The 18,186-nt window shown below is 65.5% G+C and carries 20 protein-coding genes and 1 pseudogene; 14 read left to right on the top strand and 7 right to left on the bottom strand.

Features of this window, described 5'->3' with window-relative positions; all coding sequences use genetic code 11:
* Nucleotides 1–94: 94 nt before the first annotated feature.
* Together EH231_RS31190 and EH231_RS31185 are read right to left on the bottom strand one after the other, a co-directional pair.
* On the bottom strand, nucleotides 95–565 hold the full coding sequence (locus tag EH231_RS31190; RefSeq protein ID WP_124713994.1) for an SRPBCC domain-containing protein: 471 nt from the start codon (nucleotides 563–565) through the stop codon (nucleotides 95–97).
* A complete protein-coding gene (locus tag EH231_RS31185; protein ID WP_090434578.1) occupies nucleotides 562–903 on the bottom strand; it encodes an ArsR/SmtB family transcription factor in 342 nt (113 codons plus the stop codon). Before EH231_RS31185 ends, EH231_RS31190 begins: the two co-directional genes overlap by 4 nt.
* A 156-nt stretch (nucleotides 904–1,059) precedes the next feature.
* Between EH231_RS31185 and EH231_RS31180 the strand changes: the two genes are divergently transcribed.
* Nucleotides 1,060–1,782 (top strand): hypothetical protein, encoded by a 723-nt coding sequence (locus EH231_RS31180; RefSeq protein ID WP_124713993.1) that lies wholly within the window; start codon nucleotides 1,060–1,062, stop codon nucleotides 1,780–1,782.
* Between the two features lie 27 nt (nucleotides 1,783–1,809).
* On the opposite strand, the gene EH231_RS31175 is transcribed toward EH231_RS31180, so the two are convergent.
* Nucleotides 1,810–2,409 carry a TetR/AcrR family transcriptional regulator gene (locus EH231_RS31175; RefSeq protein WP_124713992.1) on the bottom strand — a complete coding sequence of 200 codons (600 nt, stop codon included), beginning with the start codon at nucleotides 2,407–2,409 and terminating at the stop codon, nucleotides 1,810–1,812.
* Nucleotides 2,410–2,503: 94 nt separating this feature from the next.
* On the opposite strand from EH231_RS31175, the gene EH231_RS31170 reads away from it, so the two are divergent.
* The 11 genes and pseudogenes from EH231_RS31170 to EH231_RS34745 all read left to right on the top strand — a co-directional run bounded on the left by EH231_RS31170 (nucleotide 2,504) and on the right by EH231_RS34745 (nucleotide 11,065).
* Nucleotides 2,504–3,031 (top strand): DUF4242 domain-containing protein, encoded by a 528-nt coding sequence (locus EH231_RS31170; protein ID WP_090434570.1) that lies wholly within the window; start codon nucleotides 2,504–2,506, stop codon nucleotides 3,029–3,031.
* On the top strand, nucleotides 3,028–4,050 hold the full coding sequence (locus EH231_RS31165; protein ID WP_090434567.1) for an acyl-CoA dehydrogenase family protein: 1,023 nt from the start codon (nucleotides 3,028–3,030) through the stop codon (nucleotides 4,048–4,050). The genes EH231_RS31170 and EH231_RS31165 overlap by 4 nt, the downstream gene beginning before the upstream one ends.
* Nucleotides 4,026–4,742: an ABC transporter ATP-binding protein gene (locus EH231_RS31160; protein WP_124713991.1), complete on the top strand. Its 717-nt coding sequence runs from the start codon at nucleotides 4,026–4,028 to the stop codon at nucleotides 4,740–4,742. Before EH231_RS31165 ends, EH231_RS31160 begins: the two co-directional genes overlap by 25 nt.
* On the top strand, nucleotides 4,739–5,905 hold the full coding sequence (locus EH231_RS31155; RefSeq protein ID WP_124713990.1) for an ABC transporter substrate-binding protein: 1,167 nt from the start codon (nucleotides 4,739–4,741) through the stop codon (nucleotides 5,903–5,905). The genes EH231_RS31160 and EH231_RS31155 overlap by 4 nt, the downstream gene beginning before the upstream one ends.
* Nucleotides 5,902–6,744 carry an ABC transporter permease gene (locus tag EH231_RS31150; RefSeq protein ID WP_124713989.1) on the top strand — a complete coding sequence of 281 codons (843 nt, stop codon included), beginning with the start codon at nucleotides 5,902–5,904 and terminating at the stop codon, nucleotides 6,742–6,744. Before EH231_RS31155 ends, EH231_RS31150 begins: the two co-directional genes overlap by 4 nt.
* Before the next feature lie 9 nt (nucleotides 6,745–6,753).
* A complete protein-coding gene (locus EH231_RS31145) occupies nucleotides 6,754–7,443 on the top strand; it encodes a cupin domain-containing protein (protein ID WP_090434554.1) in 690 nt (229 codons plus the stop codon).
* A 90-nt stretch (nucleotides 7,444–7,533) separates the two neighbouring features.
* On the top strand, nucleotides 7,534–8,091 hold the full coding sequence (locus tag EH231_RS31140; RefSeq protein ID WP_090434551.1) for a DinB family protein: 558 nt from the start codon (nucleotides 7,534–7,536) through the stop codon (nucleotides 8,089–8,091).
* Between the two features lie 279 nt (nucleotides 8,092–8,370).
* Nucleotides 8,371–8,784, top strand: a complete 414-nt coding sequence (arr, locus tag EH231_RS31135) for an NAD(+)--rifampin ADP-ribosyltransferase (RefSeq protein WP_124713988.1) — start codon at nucleotides 8,371–8,373, stop codon at nucleotides 8,782–8,784.
* A gap of 622 nt (nucleotides 8,785–9,406) precedes the next feature.
* Nucleotides 9,407–9,934 carry a hypothetical protein gene (locus tag EH231_RS31130; RefSeq protein ID WP_234939925.1) on the top strand — a complete coding sequence of 176 codons (528 nt, stop codon included), beginning with the start codon at nucleotides 9,407–9,409 and terminating at the stop codon, nucleotides 9,932–9,934.
* 144 nt (nucleotides 9,935–10,078) lie between these two features.
* Nucleotides 10,079–10,609: pseudogene (locus EH231_RS34750) on the top strand (peroxiredoxin); the annotation flags it as partial.
* A 123-nt stretch (nucleotides 10,610–10,732) separates the two neighbouring features.
* Nucleotides 10,733–11,065: a DUF742 domain-containing protein gene (locus tag EH231_RS34745; RefSeq protein ID WP_234940346.1), complete on the top strand. Its 333-nt coding sequence runs from the start codon at nucleotides 10,733–10,735 to the stop codon at nucleotides 11,063–11,065.
* 16 nt (nucleotides 11,066–11,081) lie between these two features.
* Here EH231_RS34745 and EH231_RS31120 read toward each other — a convergent pair whose 3' ends face one another.
* Entirely contained in the window at nucleotides 11,082–11,738 is a 657-nt protein-coding gene (locus EH231_RS31120) for a maleylpyruvate isomerase family mycothiol-dependent enzyme (RefSeq protein ID WP_124713986.1), read from the bottom strand.
* Between the two features lie 177 nt (nucleotides 11,739–11,915).
* On the opposite strand from EH231_RS31120, the gene EH231_RS31115 reads away from it, so the two are divergent.
* Together EH231_RS31115 and EH231_RS31110 are read left to right on the top strand one after the other, a co-directional pair.
* The gene (locus EH231_RS31115) at nucleotides 11,916–12,344 is read left to right on the top strand and encodes a cellulose-binding domain-containing protein (RefSeq protein WP_164481094.1); all 429 of its coding nucleotides are present in this window, start codon (nucleotides 11,916–11,918) and stop codon (nucleotides 12,342–12,344) included.
* Between the two features lie 175 nt (nucleotides 12,345–12,519).
* Nucleotides 12,520–13,125 carry an LGFP repeat-containing protein gene (locus EH231_RS31110; protein WP_124713985.1) on the top strand — a complete coding sequence of 202 codons (606 nt, stop codon included), beginning with the start codon at nucleotides 12,520–12,522 and terminating at the stop codon, nucleotides 13,123–13,125.
* Between the two features lie 108 nt (nucleotides 13,126–13,233).
* On the opposite strand, the gene EH231_RS31105 is transcribed toward EH231_RS31110, so the two are convergent.
* The 3 genes from EH231_RS31105 to EH231_RS31095 all read right to left on the bottom strand — a co-directional run bounded on the left by EH231_RS31105 (nucleotide 13,234) and on the right by EH231_RS31095 (nucleotide 18,120).
* A complete protein-coding gene (locus tag EH231_RS31105; RefSeq protein WP_124713984.1) occupies nucleotides 13,234–15,843 on the bottom strand; it encodes an excinuclease ABC subunit UvrA in 2,610 nt (869 codons plus the stop codon).
* A gap of 109 nt (nucleotides 15,844–15,952) precedes the next feature.
* Complete coding sequence (locus tag EH231_RS31100; RefSeq protein ID WP_090434524.1) at nucleotides 15,953–16,339, bottom strand: hypothetical protein; 387 nt, start codon at nucleotides 16,337–16,339, stop codon at nucleotides 15,953–15,955.
* 95 nt (nucleotides 16,340–16,434) lie between these two features.
* Complete coding sequence (locus tag EH231_RS31095) at nucleotides 16,435–18,120, bottom strand: GMC family oxidoreductase (protein WP_124713983.1); 1,686 nt, start codon at nucleotides 18,118–18,120, stop codon at nucleotides 16,435–16,437.
* Nucleotides 18,121–18,186: the final 66 nt, after the last annotated feature.

Here is an 18,186-nt window from a genome sequence, read left to right as displayed (position 1 = left end):
GTGACGGTACCGGTGGCGGTGCGGCAAGAGCCAGGAGGTGGGGCTCCCGGGATGGGATGCACTCAAATCTGTTGACACCAAGACGCTTTCAGCGTCACTGCGCACCTTCGGTGAATCGCGCTAGCTGGTCGGCGACGGTGCCCCAACCGTCGGCGAAGCCCAACTGGGCGTGGCGGTGCCTGGCGGCGGGGTCGCCGTGCCGCGCGACGATGCGGTAGTCGGTGCCGTCTGCGTGGTCGCACATGGTGACCTCGGCCGTCATTGCGACGGGAGCGGGGTTCGCGGGGCGCCACCTGCTGTCGACGGCGTTGGTGAACACCAACCGCTCGAACTCGTCCACCAGTAGGAAACACGCATCCAGATGCGGCATGAATGCGAGGCCGTCATCGCTCATCCGCGTCACGAACGCGCCTCCCGGGCGGACCTCCAGACGCTCGACGCGACACAGCGTCGGCGCCGGTATCCACCACTGCGCCAGGCTGGTCGGATCGGTCCATGCCTGCCATACGGTCTTGCGTGGCGCGCGAATGATCCGTTCGATGCTGAGGTCGAGATCGGGGTTCATGTCGGGTCCTTCTCCTTGAGGTGGGTGACGAATTGCTCGAGCCGGTCGGTGCGTTCCTCCCAGATGCGTCGCTGCTGGGCCAGCCAGTCTTCGACGACCGTGAGCCGTGCCCGGTTGAGCTTGCAGGTGCGCACGCGGCCGACCTTCGCCGTGTGGATCAGCCCGGTCGACTCGAGCATCCGCACGTGCTTCATGAACGAGGGGAGTGTCATCGTGGCCTCGCGGGCCAGATCGCCGACGCTCGCCGGTCCGCGACCGAGGTGGTGGATCACCGCCCGTCTGGTGGGGTCTGCAAGAGCCAGGAAGACCTCGTCGAGTTCGGCTGAATACTGTGCCACAAGGCTAAGTATTCATCGCCACAACACTTAGCGCAAGGGCTAAGTATTGCGAGAGCGCACCGAAATCTCGGTCGAAACGCGTTCGGATAGACGAGGCGTGGCTGATGCTGATCGGAGATGCCCACTGCAGGCCGATTGCACATGTGGGAGAGACCGATGAACGACGACACCTGCGGCCGCCGGCGACCGATCGGCGCGACTCGCATCCTGGCTGTCCTCGCCGCGTGTGCTGGGGCGGCCGCGATGGCTCTTGCACTGACCTCGTGTGGCGCAGGAGATCACGATGGTGACCGGAGTCAAGGCAACGCGACCACCACCGCGGGGATGACGCCCACTCGGATCGTCAACGAAATCGCCGTGGACTCCAGTGGTCGGCCCGCCAACGGCTACCGCGAATCGGCCGATGCCGTCCCGGACCGTGCGGCTGAGTGCGATGAACCGTCACCCGCGGCTGTCAGCGACAACATTTACGGGTGCGCGCCATCGGCCTACGCCGCTGATGTGTGCTGGCCCGCCGCGGACTTGGATCTGCTCTGCATGAACGATCCCTGGGCAAAGGAAGTGCACCGCATTCACGTTGCCGCTCCACTGGCCCCCGTGACCGCACCCGTTGCGCCCCAACCTGTCGCGTTGCTTCTCGATGACGGCACTCACTGCAGGCTCCGAAATGGCGGCTCGTGGGGTGGTCGTGACGACGGCTACGTCGGCGCCTACCGCTGCGACGCCAATCAGGTTGCGCTTACCAGGGTGGACTCCGAGCCGATAGACCGGTCCACATCATCGTGGACCGTCGAACTTGGCGATCTGCCGGGATTTGGGCAACCGGCGCAACCGCCCGCCGCCCACAGCGTGGTCACGGCTTGGTTTGCCGGTAAGTGACAGATGTCGGGCAGTCCCGCCCGTCCGTCAGTGCCGCGGCCGGCCGATCAGTTCCTCGGCCAGCGTCCGCGCTGCGACGATCGGCTCGGTCGACCGGTCCAGCTTGGAGCCCAGCAGAGCGCCGTCGTAGAGCAACTGGATGCGCCGGGCCAGCAGCGCGGAGGAGCTGACGCCGGCCTGATCCAGCAGTGCGGCGATCGTGTCCCGTAACCACTGGCGGTGTGCCCGTACGGGTTCGAGCTCCACGCCGGGGTATTCGGTAGCGGCATTGGCGTAGAGACATCCGCGGTAGTCGCGCCGCGTCGCGGCACCTGAGGCGAGGTCGAAGAAGGTCAGGATTCGATCCACGGGATCATCGATCTCGGCGACCGCGCGTTCCCAGCGGTTGCGATCAGCGTGATCCAAATCGGCGAGGTAGGCGATCACCAAGGCGTCTTTGGATCCGTAGGTGCTGTAGAGGCTCGCCTTGGCGACCCCGGCCTCGCGCAGGATCTGGTCGATGCCGACGGCGCGAATGCCCTGGTTGGCGAACAGTTCAGCCGCGGTGGCGAGCAATCGCTGTGCCGGCGGGACGGTGCCCGTCGCGGGCGCGGCCGTCGCCGTGGTGCCTGCCTGGAGCGTGCTCATGACGTCAGCCTAACCCGGAACACCGGATAGACAGACCTGTCTGTCTATGTGAATCTCGTGTCGTTCCACCCCTGCGACGCCGAGGACTTTCATCGTGACTCTGTATCTCTACGAACTCACCCCTGACGCCACCGATGACGCCGGGGTGGGACAGCTGCTCAAGACGCTCGATACCGAGATCGCCCGCGGTGGTGGGGAATTGATCGAGGCCCAGGTGACTGCGCACCGCCGGCGGGTGTTCGCCATCGCAGAGTTCGCCGCCGACGCGGCCACGCTGGACGCCGCACAGCTGGCCGCCGCCATCGCAGGCCCGCATCAGGTCCGGCTGGTCGGTGCCGATCTGTCGGCGCTGAAGGCGGCCCGGCCGCGGGCAGGCTATCTGGTCGAGTGGGATCTGCCCGCCGAACTGGACATGGAGTCCTACCTGGCCCGCAAGAAGGCCAATGCTCCCAAGTACGCCGACGTGCCCGAGGTCCAGTTCCTGCGCACCTACGTGCGCGAGGACATGGACAAATGCCTGTGTTTCTACGACGCGCCGGACGAGGCCGCGGTGCGGCGGGCTCGCGATGCGGTGAGCACCCCGATCGACCGTCTGTACGGATTAGACGGACCGCTCCTGTGACGGCCACGCTCGCAGCGTCCGCCCTGGACCGGGTGGCGCACTCCGTGGCTGCCCGGGCTGCTGATCTCGACGAACAGCGGAGCGATGTCCGCATCGATCTGGCCGACCTCGGCCGGGCCGGGCTGCTCGACCTCGAACTGTGCGACATCGTCCGCGTCGTCGACGAGGTGTCGGTGCAAAGCCTGGCCGTCGGGTTCTCCACCTGGGCGCACCACATGACCATTCGGTACCTGCGCGCCGCGTCAGAAGGCGAATTCGGCGAGCAGATCGGCGCCCTCGCCGCGGCGGAACGGATAGGCGTCACCGCGATGGCGGCTGGTCTCAAACAGGTGGCCGGCCTGGGCCAGGTTCCGGTCACCGGCGCGGCCGATGGTGCCGATCTGGTGATCAGTGGCCCGATTCGTTGGGCCTCCAACGTGTTTCCCGACGCGTTGATCGTCCTGCCGGTGCGCGTCGGGGAGCGGACCCTGGTCGTCACCGTGGACGCCGGCGCCGACGGTGTGACAGTCAACCCCGCGCCATCGCTGACGGCGCTCGGGGCCACGGCGTCCACCTCACTACAGCTGGATCGCGTTCGGGTTTCACCGCACCAGGTGCTGGCCCCGAACCTGGACGCGTTCGTGGCCGGAATCCGGCCCGCATTCCTGTTGTTGCAGACCGCATTCTGCGCCGGCGTCACTCGTGCGGCGGTCGCCTCGGCCACCCAGGCACACACGGGCCCGCTGGCCCGGTTCGGCGCCGAACTCGACGATGCGGTCACCCGTGCCACCGACGTCAGATCACGGCTCTACCGCTGGGCCGCTGACCCGGATGGCGCAACGATCGCCCAGCTGATCCGGCTGCGACTGGATGCCGCGGGCCTGGCCGTCGATGTCACCCGCTTGGAGCTCTCGCTGACCGGCGGCGCCGGCTACACCCTGGGCAGCGCCACCAACCGGCGGTTCCGGGAAACCGCCTTCCTGCCCGTGCAATCACCTTCGGAAGGACAACTGCGGTGGGAACTCACGCGCTACGAATAGCCAACGGCGCCAGATACTTCGGAGAGACACCGGCACTGACCGATATCGATCTGCAGATCCGCACGGGTGAATTCCTCGCCGTACTGGGCCCGAGCGGCAGTGGCAAATCCACCCTGCTGCGGATCTGCGCCGGACTGGACGCCCTGAGCACCGGCACCCTCACCTGGTCCGGGGCCGGTACCCGGCCGCGCACCGGGGTGGTCTTCCAGCAGCCCCTGCTCATGCCGTGGTTGACCGTCGCCGGGAATGTGGCCTTCGCTCGTCGGTTCGCGGCGCAACGGAGCGGGTTCGACGCCGGCGACGCCGCGAAGCTCATCACCAGGTTCGGGCTGGATCACCTCGCCGCGCGTTATCCCGATGAGTTGTCCGGCGGGCAGGCTCAGCGGGTCGCGATCTTGCGGGCAGTCGCCACCCGGCCACAGCTGCTGCTTCTCGACGAGCCGTTCAGCGCACTGGACCCGGCCACCCGTGCGGATCTGGTCGGGTGGCTGGGCGGGCTGGCCCGCGAACTCGACATCACCGTTGTGCTCGTCACCCACGACGTGGACGAGGCCCTGTCGCTGGCACAGCGCATCGTGCTGCTCGACGGGGGACGCATTCGCGCCGACTGGGCAGTCGGCAGCGACGGAACCCCCACCCGCAGTGAGATTCTCGACGAGTACCGCACCGATACCGCGGTGGAGGTGCGGTGACGCGTTTGACCCGGCGCTCCCTGCTGACAGGAGCGGCCGGACTGACCGCGGCCGGAGGTCTCTTCGGTATCGGCGGGCTGGCGCACAGCGCGGTCAGCAGCCCGCCGGGTGCCGAGGGTGCCCTGCGGGTCGGCTATCTGCCCATCACCGATGCCGCACCGCTCCTGATCGCCCACAGCGCCGGGTTGTACCCGGCCGGGGTGGTGAGCTCGGCACGGCCTGTGCTGTTCCGCAGCTGGGCGGCGCTGGCCGAGGCCTTCATCACGCGCCAGGTCGACGTCGTGCACCTACTGATGCCGATGGCCGTCCAGCTGCGCTACACGCTGGGCGCCGGGGTCCGCGTGCTGGGCTGGAACCACACCAACGGTTCGGCGCTGACGGTGGCACCGCACATCCGCGATCTGAGCGACCTGGCCGGCGCCCAGGTGGCCATCCCGTTCTGGTGGTCGATCCACAACATCGTGCTGCAGGAGCTGCTCCGGGCACATGACCTGCGACCGGTGGTGCGGCGCAGTGCTTCCCGTACGGACCGAACCGTCGAACTGATCGTGATGAGTCCCTCTGACATGGTGCCCGCGCTGGCGAACGGCACGCTGGGCGGATACGTGGTGGCCGACCCCTTCAATGCGGTGGCTCAGATCAAGAAGATCGGCCACATCCACACCTTCCTCGGTGATGTCTGGCGCGATCACGCCTGCTGCGCGCTGGTCACGCGAGACGACGTCATCGCATCCCGGCCGGGGGCCGTGCAGGCCGTGGCCGATGCGGTGGTGGGCGCGCAGCTGCGGATCGATGCCGACCGGGCCGGCGCGGCAGCCGCGCTGACGGGCGGCAAGTATCTGCCGCAGCCGACGCCGGCGATCACGCTGGCGCTGACCTACCCGAAACCGCCCTATCCGCTGACGCATCCGGACTGGCAGCCCCAACGTCTGGGTTTCCAGCCCTTTCCGTACCCGAGCTTCACCCGTCGCCTCGCCGAGGCGATGCACGACACTGTTGTCGACGGCGACCGCCGGTTCCTGGACCGGCTCGACCCCGCCTCGGTGCACACCGAACTCGTCGAGGATCGGTTCGTCCGCCGTTCTCTGACCTCCCATGGCGGGCCCAGTGCGTTCGGGCTGACCGCCGACCTCACTCGAACCGAACAGGTGCAACCGTTATGACCATCGTCAGTGCCGACAAAGTCTCTGCATCCGAGGGCATTTCGCGTTGGTGGAGACGCTTCACACCACCGTCCGTCGCCATTCTGGTCACCATCGCGCTGTGGTGGCTGGCGACATCGGTACTGAGCGGGCCGGAGTCGTTACTGCGCCAGACCGCGCCGCAGCGGGTGGTGCCGGCCCTGTCAGGTCTCATCGACCGCGGTGTGCTGCTGAGCGATCTCGGTGTCAGCTTGTGGCGGTTGGTGATCGGCTTGGCCGTCGCGGCCGTCATCGGGATACCGCTGGGCCTGTTGGTCGGATTGTCCGGCGTCGCCGAACGCGCCGGTGGGCCGATCATCGCCTTTCTGCGGATGATCTCGCCGCTGTCCTGGACACCGATTGCGCTGGCACTGTTCGGCATCGGCAATCAGCCGGTGATCTTCCTCATCGCCGTCGCCGCGGTCTGGCCGGTGCTGCTGAACACAGCGGCCGGTGTCCGCGCCGTGGACCCGGGGCTGCTCAATGTGGCGCGTTCATTCCACGCCACGCGGTCGGAGTTGTTGATCGCGGTGATCCTGCCCGCGATCCGCACCCATGTGCAGACAGGGATACGGTTGGCGCTCGGCGTCGCGTGGATCGTGCTCGTGCCCGCCGAGATGCTCGGGGTGCGCTCGGGCCTCGGGTATCAGATCCTCAACGCCCGCGATCAGTTGGCCTACGACCAGGTAGTGGCGGTCATCGTCGTCATCGGTCTGTTGGGGTTTGCGCTCGATACCGCAGCACGCTGGTTGCTGAGCCCGGCGCGTCGCTTGCGTGCCACTTCCTCGAACACGCTCCCGGCCCGTCAGCGTCGACGGTAATCTCCGAGCGTGACGGTTAATCGTCGCAAAATCTTGGGCGGAGCGGGCCTGGCAGGCGCCGCGGCCGCAACCGGTGTAGGCGTTGACCGCCTGATCATCTCCACCGGCACCGGCGATGGCCCTGACAAGGAAATCCCAATGTCCGATGACGCTGCGCGCTTTGGTGACCCCCGCCTACCCGCCGAGACGATCACATCGCAATCACACCTGTTCCATCTCGGCGCTTCGCCCAAGAGCACACATGACGGGGGTTGGTTCCAACAAGCCAACGAGGACAACTTTCCGATCCTGAAAGGTCAGGAGGCCAGCCTCCTGCTGCTCACGTTGCAGCCCGGTGGTATCCGCGAGCCGCACTGGCATCCCAGCGCGTGGGAACTCAACATCGTCACCAGTGGAGTGGCGACCTGGATCGTCATCGACGGCAACGGCAACTACGAGGCCTTCGACCAACATGTCAATGACATCGTTTTCGCGCCCCAGGGTTCATTTCACTACTTCGAGAACCGCGGCCCCGACGACATGAGCATCATCATCATCCAGAACACCAGTGCGCCCGAAGACAAAGACAACATCGGTATAGGGGAGTCCCTCAGCAGGCTTCCACCTCGGGTGTTGTCCGCGGTATTCGGCGTTCCGGCAGACACATTCAGTTCCTTCAAGAAGATCGACAATGCCGTCGTGATCCTGCGATCGCCGTAGCCGTCCTCACAGCGGGCTGTCGCCGGCAACTGAAAAGTTGTTGGGTGTCGACGGCTGAACACCAGCCACTTGCGTCGATATGGTGGGGCGATGGTCGATGATCGTCCGTGGGAGCCGCCGCTGGCGGGAACAGAGGCAGAGCACCTCATCGGCGCGCTGGAGCGGCTGCGTGCCACCTTCCGATGGAAGGTGGGCGGCCTGGATTCGTCGGGATTGCAGGCTCGAGTTGGTGCGTCCTCGCTGACCCTCGGTGGGTTGACCAAGCATCTTGCGCGGGCCGAGGCGGAGCGCTTCGGCCCGGTGCTCGACGGGTCGCCGATCGGTTCACCATGGGATACCGCGGATTGGGACACCGATCCAGACTGGGACTTCAATTCGGCAGCAGACGACACCCCAGAGCAGCTCTATGCGTTGTGGGATGACACCGTGGCGCGATCCAGGGCCCGACTCCAAACGGCGCTTGCCGCAGATGGTTTGGGCCAACTCGTGGAACTGGAATGGCCGGATGGTCGGCGAGCCAGCCTGCGGCGCAGCGTCTGCGACATGATCGAGGAATACGGGCGGCACGCCGGCCATGCGGATTTGATCCGCGAGAGTGTGGACGGTGTGGTGGGCGAGGATCCGCCCGATGGTTGGCAGCCGGGTTAGTCGCCGGTGGTCACGCTGCCGTCCGCCATGCATGGTCCTGCAGTGATCGGTCGCCGAGAAGGCGGATCCGCAGCCCACGGATATCGTCGAGAATCTTCCGGCCGGCCCGTTCGCCGATATCGCCGCGGTGCACCGATTCGTACACGAGGGCAAGAGCCTACGAGCGCAATAGGGTGGGAGCCGCCGGGAGATTGTCATCGATTCGCCGACAGCGCAGTCACTTTCGGCGCGGATCGCCACGCGCGTCGGCCGGGCCCCTGCGGACCGTAAAATCGGCTCGTGGGTGAAGTACTCGATGAGGGGCCGTTCTTTCACGGCACGAAGGCGGAGCTGCAACCCGGGGAGCACCTGACCGCCGGGTTCAATTCGAACTATCGGCCCGAGGTCGTCATGAATCACATCTACTTCACTGCCTTGCGCGACGGGGCCGGCCTCGCGGCAGAGGTCGCAGCGATGGACGGCGCGACTCCGCACATCTACGAGGTCGTTCCCACCGGGCCGTTCGAGAATGATCCGAACGTCACAGACAAGAAGTTTCCGGGCAACCCCACGCGGTCGTTCCGGAGCGCAGCACCGCTTCGCGTGGTGCGTGAAGTGACCGACTGGACGCGGCTGACGCCGGAAGCGTTACAGATGTGGCGGGACCGACTGGCCTCGATACGCGCCGACGAACGAGGCGAGATCATCAACTGACGACATCCGCCAGCCGTTCGCCGTCTGGGGTTTCCGGTAAAGATTCTTCTCCGGCGGCTATCGGCAAACGGCGCGACAATCGTCGATCATGTGTGCACACGGCGCTCGGTGTCGGTCCTGTACTGGGGTTTTGCAATATCCCTGGTGTTCCAATACAGTCCGTGGCTAACTATCGCACTGCAGTAGTACCAGGCAGAGTGATGCGCGCCACATCGCCGCAAATGGGGGGATCTTTGCGGCAGGTGTGATGTGTTGGCCGCGGCTGACTCTTGCGTCGCCGCAGCAATAAACGCAGGCGGCAAACTTTTTCTGGTGCGGATCTGGTCGGATCGTCGCCCATCGGCGCGGAGTGACCAGTGCGCAGTCCAACCCTGTTTTCGGTGCAGAGAGACGGGTTGGAGGGGGGTGTCCGTGTCCGACATGCGGACCCACACAAGTTCACACCCCCACAGAAGAGAGCAAAAGCATGCCGAAATTCGACAGACCAACAGGTCCGTTCGGAGAACAGAAACACGTCAAGAAGATCGTCAGCGCTTTTCTCGTTGCGACTGGCCTCGGTGGTGCGACGCTCGTTTCTCCACCGATGCACCCGCATGGGGCGGTTGCAACTGAGGAGCGCCCGGTGGGCGACGCCGTCCCCAGGCCGGCCGTCGCCGTCGTTCCTCCTCCTGCCCCGGTGGTCGTCACCAAGGACTCCAACGCGCAGGACATCGTCAAGGCCATCCTGAGTCAGGGCCGGGCGGCCAGGCTGAGCGACGACCAGATCAAGACCATCATCGCCACTGCGAAAATCGAGTCCAGTTTCCGCCCGACCGCGTCCGGCGGTGTGCAGGCTTATGGCGGCCGTGGGACCGCGGCTGACGAGGTCATCGGCTTGTTCCAGGAGAAGGCCAGTTTCGGCACCGTTGCCGACCGCCAAGACCCCAACAAATCGATCGCCCGGTTCATCGCCAGGTTCACCGAGGCGTACAAGAAGTTCGGCATCACCGGCGATACCGTGCTGGCGGCCACCCTCGCGCAGAACCCGCAACTGCTCAAGTACCACGGCGGGGTCGGAACGCAGTACTACAACACCATCAAGACCGCGATGACCGCGGCTGCAGACTTGTACAGCCAGGCTGCCGGCGCCACCGTGCAACCGGTCACCTGACCGCCGGGCGCTACGGCTTCATCGCTCGCGTCAATTGCGCTTTCGCCCAGCAGGAATGACAGTCCGCACGCATGGTCCTGCGGACTCGGCAGGGAATTCTCGGAGTCGCGTGTCGCCTAGGGCTCCCCGCGTTAGTCTTTGCCGATGATTGCGGGCGAGAGGGCGCCTGATTTCACTTTGCGTGACCACACCGGTCGGCCTCGGTCACTGTCCGCGCTCCTTTCCGGGGGGCCGGTTGTGCTGTTCTTCTACCCGCTGGCGTCCTCACCGATCTGTACAGCCCAGGCCTGTCATTTTCGGGACCTGAGCAACGAGTTCGCCGAGGTCGGCGCCCAACGGGTGGGCATCAGCCTGGACACCGTCGACAAACAGGCCCACTTCGCCCAACAGCGCTCGTTCGACTATCCGCTGCTCTCGGATCCGGATGGCGTTGTAACCGAGCTGTTCGGGATGCGCCGAGGCAGGTTCGCCAAGTTGCGTGGATCCGTCGCGGCGGGTGGGGAGGCCCGGCGTGGCCGGCATGCTCGGCGTCGTGGCCTGCTGGCCCGGCTGCTGCCGGTCAGACGGGCCACCTTTGTCATAGACACCGACCGCACCATTCTCAAGGTCGTCTCCAGCGAACTGCGCGCATCGGTACACGCCGACCACGCCCTGCGGTTCTTGGAGAAACGAGAGGTGCGGCCTCGTTCACCAGATGTCCGGGACAGGCATGCCGACGCGCCTCAACCATCGGAGGGGGAGGGCGAACCGACCGACGACTGGTTCAAGGGATCGCCCAGCGTGGACGAGTCAGCCCTGATGCCGCCCGACACACCGACGGCAGGCCGGATCGACTCTGGTGTCGAACTGGCACTCGAGGCTCCGGTGGAAGCGCTCAATGTCACGGGAAATTCGCCGCGGTGGCCGAAAGACGATGTGCGGGGCCAGATCCTGACGTGGTGCGCGCGTGGCAGTACGGTCGCAGAGATCGCCGCTCGTCTGTCCTTGCCGCTCGGTGCGACGCGATACCTGGTCGACGACTTGGTGACACAGGGGCACTTGCGGGTGCACGCCTCCCTTGGTGACTCGACGTCGATCGACGAACGGCGTGAACTGATCGAGAGGACCCTGCGTGGCCTGAGGGCCCTCTGACCTGGCCTTGAGGCCGTCATACCTGGCCCGTGAACGCGCGGAGTGCCTGCACGGGGATATCGGCTCCGGTCATGGTGATTTCGCCTGTCGCCGAACGCCCTGAGAGCCACCGCACCAAGTCCGGGGGAGCGCCCACGAGAGTTACCTCTGGCCCCGAGTTTGGCCCGACCGACCATTGGTGGCGGCTGTCGCGGGTGCCCACAGTCACCCGGACACCGTTGGGGAGCTTCTTGAGCTGATAGCGCAGTACGAGGGGAATCACCTCGACCAGGGCCGCAGGCACCGTGTGCACTCCATTGTTGGACCGGATGAGATCGTCGTGATGCGTCCAGTACTCGAACAAGGCCAGTGGCGCCACCAGGGGCCGCAACAGTAGCCGCGGCACAGGCCGCCGCAGCCGGTTGACCAGTGCGGTAAACCCGTGGCGGCGCTCCAACCGCAGCGTGGTGTCGACCAACGCTCGTGGGGCCGGCACCGAAACACCGTGTGCCACCAGGGATCGAGCGATGAAGGTCGTCACGCCACCATTGCGCTCCTCACCCGCCAGGTGGGCCGCGAGCTCCAATGCAGTCCACTCACCGCACCCGGTAGGAGCCGACGGCCCCACGTTGAAAAGGGATTCCGCGAATGCCGCCCGTTCGGCTTTGACGTCCTCGGCGATCGTCACGTCCATCAGTGTCACCGCCGCGTCGGCGGGGGAAGGGAGCTTTCCGGCGATTCGACCCTCGGCAAACCACGAGTGCGGCGTAGGTGGCAAAAATTTCGCGATGGTTTCAGTTGAGCAAAGGTCCCGCAGCGCACCCGCGATGCGAGGGCCGATATCGATTGCTTGGCCTTAGTGTTGGCTGCTGTGGCCGGACTGGGCAAATATGTGAAGCGCTGGAGTACAGCGCTTCACATAACGATGGCGGCGTCGATAGTTGCCGCCTCTGGACTCGCGGTCACTCCGGTAGCTCGTGCGGCTGCGGCCGCCGCGAGGTTGTCGGTGTCATCGACGTGGCAGACCGGTTTCATCGCCCACTTCACCATCGTCAATGCGAGCGCGGTGCCGATGACGGATTGGCGGCTCGAATTCGACTTGCCGGCGGGCGAATCCATCTCACACACGTGGAGCAGCACGTTCGCGCAATACGGCACGCATTATGTCGTCGGACCCGCGAACTGGAATCGCATCATTCCGCCGGGCGGTTCCGCCACCGGTGGTATGCGAGGCGTGCTGACCGGCTTCTACTCGCCACCGTCGAATTGCGTGCTGAACAGGCAATATCCCTGCACCTAGAGGCGATTGGGCCGGCCAAGCTCGCACCGTTCTGAAGCCGATCGACTGCAGCACGCATGGGGCGACCGGGCCATAGATCGCCTGCGCCACTCAAGAGGTTCGGTTATAGTCCCGGCCGGGCGAGGGTTCGGCCGTAACTTGACCCACACCACATGAAAGACGTGAGGGGAACTGCATGAGGACGATCGCACGCCATACCGCACTCGCCGGCCTGTCCGCCGTCGCTCTCATCATCGTGGGCTGCAGCAATGGCCAGAGCGTCGATACCTCGGCGCCGCCTCAGGTCGGGTTGATCGCCACTTCCACGCCTGTAGCCCCGGCCCCGCCTGCCGAAGTGAAGCTCATCGGGGAGAGAGACGTCGAGGTGACGCTGACCGGCCCGATCGCTGCCAAATACGCGTCGGCAACTGAGGAGCAGAAGCAGGCTCTCGGCAAGCCACTGACGGGTGACCGCAACGCGGGAGCACGTGAGAGCGGCGTGGTGTTCCAGCAGTTTCAGGGCGGGGTGATCACCGCCAAGAACAAGGAGACGGGCACGCCTGCATATATCACCCGGGGCAAGATCCGGGAGGCCTGGAATGTCCCACGCAATCCGGACGGCGTGCCCGCGGTCACCGGCGACAACGGCTCGGTGGGTCCGTTGGGTGCACCCACGAGTGACGAGACCGCCGACGGGGATCTGCTCGTGGAGACATTCGAGCACGGTCAGATCGCGTACAACACGAAGACCAGCCAGGTCGAGGTGACAATCAACGGCAAGGTCGTACCGTCGGGGCTGTAGTGGGCGGGCTTCTTGTTCTTCGTCTTGCACGCTGACTAATGCCGCGACCGCGGCGGACGGACACTCGAAGGTTGCCACGGTTATCACGATCGGTGCCAAAGGGATTGGTCAGTGGGCGAGCTCAGCAGCCAAATAGGGGGCGGTGGCGCTGTCCGGGCACACCGCAATCTCCGCAGGAGTACCCGTGGCGACGATGCGGCCACCTGCCGCCCCGGCACCGGGACCCATGTCGATGACGTAGTCGGCCTGTGCGACCACTCGCATGTCCAGTTCGGCGGCAACCACGGTGTTGCCTGCATCGACGAGTCGGTGCAGATGTGCGAGCAGCCGGTCGGTGTCGGCGGGGTGTAGTCCCGCAGTGGGCTCGTCCAGCAGATAGAGCGTGTCGCCACGGTGAGCGCGTTGCAGTTCGCCGGCGAGCTTGACGCGCTGCGCCTCGCCGCCCGACAGCTCAGTGGCTGGTTGTCCGAGCTGGAGATAGCCGAGTCCGACATCGCAGAGGGCCTCCAGCGCTCGAAGAATGTCGGCCTCGCCGTCGAAGAACTCTCGGGCCGCTGAGGTGCTGAGTTCCAGCACCTCAGCGATGTTGCGTCCACGCCATCGGATGGCGAGAGTCTCGGCGTTGTAGCGGGTTCCGTGGCAGTCCGGGCATGGGCTGTAGACGCTGGGCAGGAACAGCAGCTCGACCATCACCCACCCTTCGCCTTCGCAGGTTGGACAGCGTCCGCCAGCGACGTTGAAGGAGAACCGCCCGGGTTTGTACCCGCGATCTTGTGCCTCCGGGGTCTCGGCGAACCGTCGTCGGATGTGGTCGAAGACCCCGGTGTAGGTGGCGACATTGGATCGTGGGGTGCGGCCGATCGGTTTCTGGTCGATGCAGACGACTCTGCGCACGCCGCGGGGGTCGCCTACAACTTCACCCGAGGCGGGAGGCGCGGCCTCGGCGAGTAGGTCGTCGTCACCCGAGTCGTCGAAGCGGACGGGGCGGCCCAGGTGGTCACCGACGATCTCGGCGAGCGCGTGCGCGACGAGGCTCGACTTCCCCGACCCGGACACTCCTGTCACGGCGGTGAGGCAGCGCAAGGGGACCGAGACGGAGATGTCGTGCAGGTTGTTACGCCGCACATCGGCGAGTTCCAGCCAGTCGTTTCGGTCCCGTGGTGTGCGCGGATCGATCCGCGCACCCGTACTGAAGAGATAACGGCGCGTGACGGATTCAGTGACGTTCGCCAGGCCCGCCGGCGGCCCGCTGTAGAGAATCTGACCGCCATCTACGCCGGCACCGGGCCCGATATCGACCAGCCAGTCTCCGGCGGCGATGACATCGAGCGAGTGCTCGACCACGAAGACGCTGTTCCCGCTGCGCTTGAGTCCCTGCAGGATGTCGCGCAACGCGTCCCGGTCGCGAGGATGCAGACCGGCCGACGGCTCATCCAGGACGTACACGACGCCGAAAAGTTGAGATGAGAGCTGCGTCGCGAGCCGGACGCGCTGCAACTCTCCTCCCGACAACGTTGGTGTGCTCCGGGCCAGTGACAGGTATCCCAGACCCAGGTCGATCAGCGGTTGCAGTCGCTCCTGAAGGTCGGACACCAATCGTTGTGCCGCGGCGCGCTTTTCGGCCGACATGTTGGGCGTCTGCCGAACATCCGGTGCGGCGGTATGTGCGGCCCCTCCCGCAGCGACCCGGGCCTCGACGGCTGACTTGCGCGCTTTCTGGTCGAGTACCTCACCGGAGGTGGCCGGCGCCCACTGCGGGCTGAGCACGGTGCTGCAGAGCGCGGCGAGTTGATCCAGCGTGAGCCTCGACAGTGCGGCGATGTCGAGACCTTCGAAGGTCACCGAAAGCGCCTCGGGTTTCAGGCGCTTTCCGTGGCACGCCGGGCATGGGCCGCTCCCGACGAACTGCGAGACGCGCTTCTTGACGCCGGCGCTCTTGGTGGTGGCGAACGTGTCGAGAACGTATCGGCGCGCACCGATGAAGGTGCCCTGGTAACTGGGTTCCCAGTCGTCCTTGATGGCGCGGCGGGTTTCCTTCGGGGTGAGGCCGGCGTAGACCGGCACCGTTGGGCGATCTTCGGTGAACAGGATCCACTCGCGATCTTTGCGCGGCAGCTTTTCCCACGGGGTGTCGACGTCGTAGCCGAGCGAGACCAGGATGTCCCGCAGGTTCTGGCCGTACCAGGCGGGTGGCCACGAGGCAATGGCGCGCTCACGGATCGTCAGCTTCGGGTCCGGCACCATCAGTGCTTCGGTCACTTCGTATACGCGGCCCATGCCATGACACTTGGGGCAGGCGCCTTGAGGCGTGTTGGGGGAGAAGTCTTCTGCGAAGAGCATCGGCTGATTCGCCGGATAGTTACCCGCCCGTGAGTACAGCATGCGGATGAGGCTGGACAGTGTTGTGACGCTACCGACCGATGACCGTGTGCTGGTCGCACCGCGCTGCTGTCGAAGTGCGACGGCGGGAGGCATGCCTTCGATCGAATCGACATCCGGAACGCCCACCTGGTCAATCAGACGACGGGCATATGGCGCAACGGATTCCAGATACCGACGCTGGGATTCGGCGAACAGTGTCCCGAAGGCCAGGGAGGACTTGCCCGATCCCGACACACCGGTGAACGCAACGAGGGCGTCGCGCGGCACATCCACATCGACGTTCCTCAGATTGTGCTCGCGCGCGCCGCGAACCCGAACCTTGTCGTGAGAGCCCATCACCCACGTCCTTCCCGTTCTGACCACCTCCAAGTCGAATGCCCATCATGTTGAGCGACTATGCAAACTCGGCGGCCAGAGGTGTCGTTAATGCACGGTGCCCTAAGTGCTAGGCCGAACTCAGTGCCGACTGTGCTCGCCCTTTGAGTGCCGCGACTCCTAATCCGGCGAAAAATGCAGCGCCGCCTCCGGCGAGGATGGCGCCAGTAGCCGACAAGGTGCGGGCTCGGACCCCGCGCACGGCGGCGATGACGTCCAGGAGATCGGTGAGCAGTCCTAGCTGCAGCGCTCGCGTCTGCAATCGTGGTGAGGCGGTATCGGTGATCGCGACTGCCAACGTCAGCTCACGCGAGCCGAAAAGTTGAGTGGTGAGGGGCTGATCGCGGCCGGAATTGAGTCCGATGAGCCGACCGGTGGTGTTCGGAGCCAACCACGCGGCGATACCGGTAGTGAACCGTAGGGCGGCAAAGATGCGGATGAGCACGTTGCGATTCATGCTTTCCAACACTTCAGGAAAGCCGGAGACCCTTCAAGGGAAAACGTATACCCATAGCGAAGGCCACGTTGGAGGAGTTCTCAGAATTCGCCGCCTTATCCCAGGATCGCCCGCGCCGCGCGCTCTGCGATCAGCATGACCGGCGCGTTGGTGTTGCCGGAAGTGATGGTGGGCATCGCAGAAGCATCGACTACTCGAAGGCCGGCTACGCGGTACACGCGGCAGTCAGTGTCGAGCACCGAGGCGGCTGACTTCGGGATGCCTTGTGCATCAAAGGATCCCATCGTGCAGGTGCCCACCGGGTGGAAAATGGTCGTACCCAGTTCGCCAGCCGCCTGCTGCAGGTCTTCGTCGCTCACCAATTGCGGGCCGGGAAGCAATTCTTGCGGTTGGTAGCGTGCCAACGCCGGCGCCGCCATGATCTGCCGGGTCATCCGGAGTCCGGTCACGGCGGCCTGACGATCGGCGTCAGTGGACAGGTAGTTGCAGAGAATCTTCGGGTAGGTCAGCGGGTCTGCATCGGCTATCCGCACATGGCCACGCGAGCTCGGGCGCAGATTGCAGACCGAGGGAGTGATCGCTGCGAAAGGGTGTAGTGGATCGCCGAACTTGGGCAAGGACAAGGGCTGCACATGCCACTCCAGATCGGGACTGGCCAGCGCGGCATCGCTTTTGGCGAAAGCCCCCAAGGTAGAGGGCGGCATGGTCATGGGTCCCGATCGCAGCATCAGGTACTGAAGCCCCATGCCTCCACGGGTGATCCAATTCCGGTACAGCGTGTTGACGGTCGGAGCTCCCTTGATCCGGTAGACCGTTCGCAGCTGCAGGTGGTCCTGGAGGTTTTCACCCACCCCAGGCAGGTCGACTGCCACCGGCACGTGATGCTGCGTGAGCAGCTGGGCTGGGCCCAGACCCGAGACCTGCATGAGGTGCGGCGAGCCAATCGATCCAGCGCTCAGGATCACCTCGCGGCGGGCACGGACGTCGACGATTTGGCCGTCTTTGAGCAGCCGCAGGCCGGTCGCGCGGTGCTGAGCCGTGGTCCAGGCGCCGCGACGCTGATCTTCGTGGACCTGATCATCCATCAGCAGCTGCAGGGCTTGGGTCTGGGTGTAGACGGTGAGATTGGGTCGGTGGGCGATGGGATGCAGGAAAGCATCGGCCATCGACCAGCGCCGGCCGCGCCGTTGGTTGACATGAAAGTACGCGCTGCCGGCGTTGTCGCCGCGGTTGAATTCCTCGATCGCGGCGATGCCCAGCTGGCCAGCGGCCGCCTGCCAGGCGTCCAAGATCTTCCAGCGCACCCGCGGCCGTTCGACGCGGATCTCCCCGCCGGCGCCGTGCCAATCGTCGGCTCCGCCGAAGTAGTGCTCTAACTCCTTGTAGATCGTCAGTGTCTCGCCGGGGGAGTCCGGGCCACCCCAACGCCATCGGTCGTCACCGGTGGCCTGTGCCCACAGGTCGTAATCGCTTGCCTGTCCTCGCATGTGGATCATGGCGTTGATCGATGAGCACCCGCCGATCACGCGGCCCCGCGCGTAGTGAATGCTGCGGCCGGCCAGACCCGGATCGGCCTCGGTCGTGAAGCACCAGTCGGTGCGGGGGTTGGCGATTGTGTACAGATAGCCCACCGGCACCTTGATCCAGAACCAGTTGTCGTTGCCGCCCGCTTCTATCAAGAGCACACGGTGGGCAGGGTTGGCACTGAGCCGATTGGCGAGTAGGCAGCCGGCACTGCCTGCTCCCACAATGATGAAGTCGAATTCGGCGACGGGGGTCATTTCCGGGATCGTTCCTCCATGGCGTCGGATGCGTGTCCTAGTTTGTCCGATGGCCGCCCGATAAGT

Source organism: Mycolicibacterium nivoides (assembly GCF_003855255.1).
In the GTDB taxonomy this organism is placed as follows: domain Bacteria; phylum Actinomycetota; class Actinomycetes; order Mycobacteriales; family Mycobacteriaceae; genus Mycobacterium; species Mycobacterium nivoides.
Note: the sequence above shows the minus strand (reverse complement) of the source record. Positions and strands in the feature narration are given on the sequence as shown.